The organism is Pseudomonas sp. C6002, from assembly GCF_013385805.1.
Classification (GTDB): Bacteria; Pseudomonadota; Gammaproteobacteria; order Pseudomonadales; family Pseudomonadaceae; genus Aquipseudomonas.
On the sequence record NZ_JACAPH010000023.1, the window covers coordinates 1 to 4,078 of the forward strand.

Consider the following 4,078-nt stretch of genomic DNA (forward strand, 5'->3'; position numbering starts at 1 on the left):
GGGCAAGAGCGTTTTGCTTACTTTTGCGCTGTTCAAAAGTGAGCCGCTGTAAGAGCGGAACCAATACCAGCCATAACCGAAGAAACGGATATGTACTCCCGCCTAAGGATCCAACACCCCCCCGCTGTACCCCTCAGACAACCGCGTCCCGGTAAACTTGGCCACCACCGAACCCTGTGAAACCAGCCGCTCCCGATGCCCCGTCACCATCCGCCCGGTTTGCGCCGCATGCAGCACAACCTCAGAAGCCGGATCCCCAGGCCGCCGAATAATCCGCGCAAACCGTTCACCCTCTTCCACCTGTTCACCCAAACCTTTTTCAAACACCAACACCCCGGCACACGGTGCCAGGATGGTCTCCATGCAGCCCATGTCCACCACCTGCCCCCGCCATTGAGCAATCACCGGCGCCTCATCAATCACCCCGCTGGCGCAGAGCCAAGCCCAGATCCCATCACCATCCTGCCCGGCCAGGGCATCACTCACATCCGCCTGCCCACGCAATTCAATCGTCGCCGCCAACCGCGGCTGCCCATGATCAATGATGGTCTCCTCAAACGACCCATCACCGCCCTCGTCCCAGACAATCACCACATCCACCTGCAACGCCGCCGCCAATACCTGGCCCTCTGGCCAAAAGCTGCGGTGGATGTAGAGATATGGCAGGGCTTCATCATCGGTGTGCAGGTCCAGCACCAGGTCAGCATCGGCGGCCAGTTGCACCAGGCTTTTCTGCCATTGCGCCAGGTTGCTGGCCGGCCGCTCCATGGCCAATGAATGATCAAACGCCCGGTTGAAATTCTGCCCGGTGGCTTCGTGAAACCGCCCCAACAACCGCCCCTGGCGAAACTGGCCAATGCCAAACGGGTTGGCCTGGGGCACCACCGTCACCGTGCCCTTGAGCCGGCCCTGATCCTGGCAGGCCTGCAAACGCGGCAGCAGTTGATGCAACACCAGCATTCCGGCGATTTCATCGGCATGCACACCGGCCTGCAGGTGCACCCGAGGCCCGCTGCCGTCACCCTCGAAGCGCCAGGCGCCAATGTGCAGGGTGTTCCCGGAATCCCCGGGGACTTGCCACGAAAGGTCTTTTGCCATGCCGTTGCCCTCCTCTTGTTGGTTCTGCAGGTATATATTGAACACACGTTCAACCATGTATCTTCACCGAGGGTGTGCCTGTGGCCGAAGACCGTCGCGACCTGTTGATTGCCGCCACCCTCACCAGCCTCGCCCGTGACGGGCATGCCGGCATTTCCGTGCGGCGCATCGCCGCTGAAGCCGGGGTTTCGGTGGGGTTGCTCAATCACCATTTCGGCAGCATCGATGCACTGATCGCCGAGACCTACCACAAACTCGCCAGCGAACTGACCACCGCCCTGTGGCAGGAAGTCGACCAGGCCGTGGGCCCTGCCGCGCGGCTCGATGCATTCCTCGCCGGCTCGTTTTCCTCGCGGGTCATGGACCCGAAACTGTTGGGCGTCTGGGTGGTGTTCTGGAGCCTGATCCGCCACTCGAACCACGTGAACGACTCCCATGAAAAAAGCTACCGCGCCTACCTCGACCTGATCCGCCAGTTGCTCGACGACCTGGCCGAGAGCGAAGGCTTCGTGATCCACGACACGCGCCTGGCCGCCATCGGCTTATCGGCGATGCTCGACGGACTCTGGCTCGAGTGGTGCCTCAACCCCGGCACCTTCAGCCCCGCCAACGGGCTGCACATCTGCCGTTGCTGGATACAGGGGCTGCGTCACGGAGCATTCGGCGCCGACCACATCCTGTGACACGGGGTGCCGGGCGCTGAGCATGGCCAGGGTGCCGCTGATGGCGATCAGCACGGCGCCGAAAATCAGCGACACGTCCATCACCGTGCCCCAGACCAGGCTCGAGAGCAGGAACGCCCAGATCAAACCGGTGTATTCAAACGGCGCCAGCAGCGTCGCCGTTGCCCGGCGGAAGCTCGCAAACAGCAGGAACTGGCCAATCCCGCCCACCAGCCCCGCGCCGAGCATGCCCAGCCATGCCGGGGTCGGCGATGGCGTGTGGGTCCAGGGCAGCGTCAGCGCCATGCAGATCACAAACACCACATTGGTGATCAGCATCTGCTCCAGCACCGAGGTGTTGTCGTCCACCTGGCGCAACTGGATATAGGTAAACGCCCAGCACAGTGCTGCCGCCAATGTCAGGGCGATTGGCAATGGGTCGAGCATGTTGCTGGGGCGACAGGCGATCACCACGCCGACAAAGCCGATGATCAGCGAAATCCACTGGCCGCGACTGGCGCGCTCCTTGAGGATCAATGCCGCGAGCAACGTGACCATGATCGGTGCGGAAAAATACAGCGTGGTCATTTCCGCCAGGGTCAGGTCTCTGGCGGCGGTGTAGTACAGCAGCCAGGCCAGCAGCGACAGCAGGCCGCGGATGATCAACAGCTTGCGGCTGACCGAGTGCCAGGCACGCTTGAGCAAACCCATTCGCCCGGCGATCACGCACGCGGCGACCACCACCAGGCTGCGCCAGAACAGGATGGTGAACACTGAATAGTCGGCCACCAGCCATTTGATCCCGGCGTCCTGCAGCGCCAGGAACGCATAGGCCAGCGAGCACAGGGCAATCCCTTGCAACGAGCGATCGGTTTTCATCCGGCAGACCTGCGCAACGGTGTGCCGCGTCGCTCGGCAATCGCGTACAGGGCTTCAATCAAAAAGGTCAGGCACAGGTAGACCCCGGCCACCAGCAGCAGCGGCTGGTAGATCTGCAAGGTCTGGGCGCGTACCACGTTGGCGGCGCCAAGCAGGTCGACTACCGCAATGGTCGAGGCCAGCGCCGTGGACTTGAGCAGCATCACCGTCTCCCCCGCCAGGGTCGGCAGCAGCAGGCGCATGGCCCGTGGCAGGCGCACCCGCAACAGTGCCTGGCGTGGCGTCATGCCGAACGCCGAGGCGGCTTCCATTTCACCCTTGGGCACGGCCAGCAGCCCGCCGCGAATCACTTCNNAACACCAGGGCGAACACGATGTACCAGTAACCGTCCCGCAGGAACGGCCAGAGGAAACTCCCGCGAATCATCGGGAACTGGGCAAACAGGCTGCCCAGGCCGTAATAGAAGATGTAGATCTGGATCAGCAGCGGCGTGCCCCGCAGCACACTGGTGTAGCCCAGTGCGCAACGGGCCAGCCACTTGCGCCGGGACAGCCGCGCCAGCGCTACCAGCACCGCCAGGGCGAAGCCGAGCACTGCCGAGATCACCAGCAGCGACAGCGTCGTCTGCAAGCCCTTGGCGATCAGTCCTGCGTAATAACTTATCCACTCAGGCATGTGCGGCTCACTCGACAACCGGCATCCAGCGACGAATACGTCGCTCCAGGCGCCCGGACAGGTAGTTGGAGGCCAGTGTCACCAGGTAATACAAGGCGGCGGCCGTGAGGTAGAACAACAGGTAATGCCGGGTCGAGCCCGCCGCCTGTTTGGCGGTGTACAGCAGTTCGTTGGTGCCCACTACGCTGATCAGCGCGCTGTCCTTGATCAGATTGATCCACAGGTTGGACATCCCCGCCAGGGCGTATGGCGCCATGATCGGCAGGGTCACCCGACGGAACAGGCCAAAGCCGCTCAAGCCAAACGCCCGCGCCGCTTCGATCTGGCCATGGGGAATCGCGAGGATCGCCGCGCGAAAAATCTCCGAGGCGTACGCGCCTTGCACCAGCCCCAGTACCAGGACCGCTACCAGCGGGCCGCTGATGTTGAACTGCGCAAACCCCAGCCACAGCATCAATGCGTTGAGGCCCATCGAGCCTGCGTAATACAGCAGCAGGATCAGCAGCAACTCGGGCACCGCGCGAAACACCGTGGTGTAGCCGCGCATCAGCATGGCTATCGGGCGCGGTGCACTGAGCTTGGCGCAGGCCACCACCAGGCCGATCAGCAGCCCCACCGCAAACGAGCCGGCGGAGATCTGCAGGGTCATCCATAACCCCTTGAGCAATGCGTTGCCCCAGCCTTGTTCGCTGAAGCTGAGTAGATCGAACATCGCGGCTCCCTATTTCGATGACACGCGGTGACCCTGTGGTGAGGGAGCTTGC

3 protein-coding genes and 2 pseudogenes are annotated in these 4,078 nt (G+C 62.9%); 1 reads left to right on the plus strand and 4 read right to left on the minus strand.

What is annotated here, in order from left to right:
• Positions 1-102: 102 nt before the first annotated feature.
• Positions 103-1,098 carry a succinylglutamate desuccinylase/aspartoacylase family protein gene (locus HX817_RS15980; protein WP_177040559.1) on the minus strand — a complete coding sequence of 332 codons (996 nt, stop codon included), beginning with the start codon at positions 1,096-1,098 and terminating at the stop codon, positions 103-105.
• Between the two features lie 158 nt (positions 1,099-1,256).
• Between HX817_RS15980 and HX817_RS15985 the strand changes: the two are divergent.
• A pseudogene (locus tag HX817_RS15985) lies at positions 1,257-1,685 on the plus strand (TetR family transcriptional regulator C-terminal domain-containing protein); the annotation flags it as partial.
• On the opposite strand, the gene HX817_RS31345 reads toward HX817_RS15985, so the two are convergent.
• The 3 genes and pseudogenes from HX817_RS31345 to HX817_RS15995 all read right to left on the minus strand — a co-directional run bounded on the left by HX817_RS31345 (position 1,641) and on the right by HX817_RS15995 (position 4,026).
• Positions 1,641-2,639, minus strand: coding sequence for a DMT family transporter (locus tag HX817_RS31345; RefSeq protein WP_008433732.1), 999 nt, complete (start codon positions 2,637-2,639; stop codon positions 1,641-1,643). The pseudogene HX817_RS15985 and the gene HX817_RS31345 sit on opposite strands and share 45 nt — an antisense overlap.
• Positions 2,636-3,314: pseudogene (locus HX817_RS15990) on the minus strand (ABC transporter permease). Before HX817_RS15990 ends, HX817_RS31345 begins: the two are co-directional and overlap by 4 nt.
• A 7-nt stretch (positions 3,315-3,321) precedes the next feature.
• A complete protein-coding gene (locus tag HX817_RS15995; RefSeq protein WP_003217052.1) occupies positions 3,322-4,026 on the minus strand; it encodes an ABC transporter permease in 705 nt (234 codons plus the stop codon).
• Positions 4,027-4,078: the final 52 nt, after the last annotated feature.

Bases quoted from the DNA above. Each gene is read 5' to 3' on its own strand.
- HX817_RS15980 (WP_177040559.1), bottom strand. From the start codon at position 1,098: ATGGCAAAAGACCTTTCGTGGCAAGTCCCCGGGGATTCCGGGAACACC.
- HX817_RS31345 (WP_008433732.1), bottom strand. From the start codon at position 2,639: ATGAAAACCGATCGCTCGTTGCAAGGGATTGCCCTGTGCTCGCTGGCC.
- HX817_RS15995 (WP_003217052.1), bottom strand. From the start codon at position 4,026: ATGTTCGATCTACTCAGCTTCAGCGAACAAGGCTGGGGCAACGCATTG.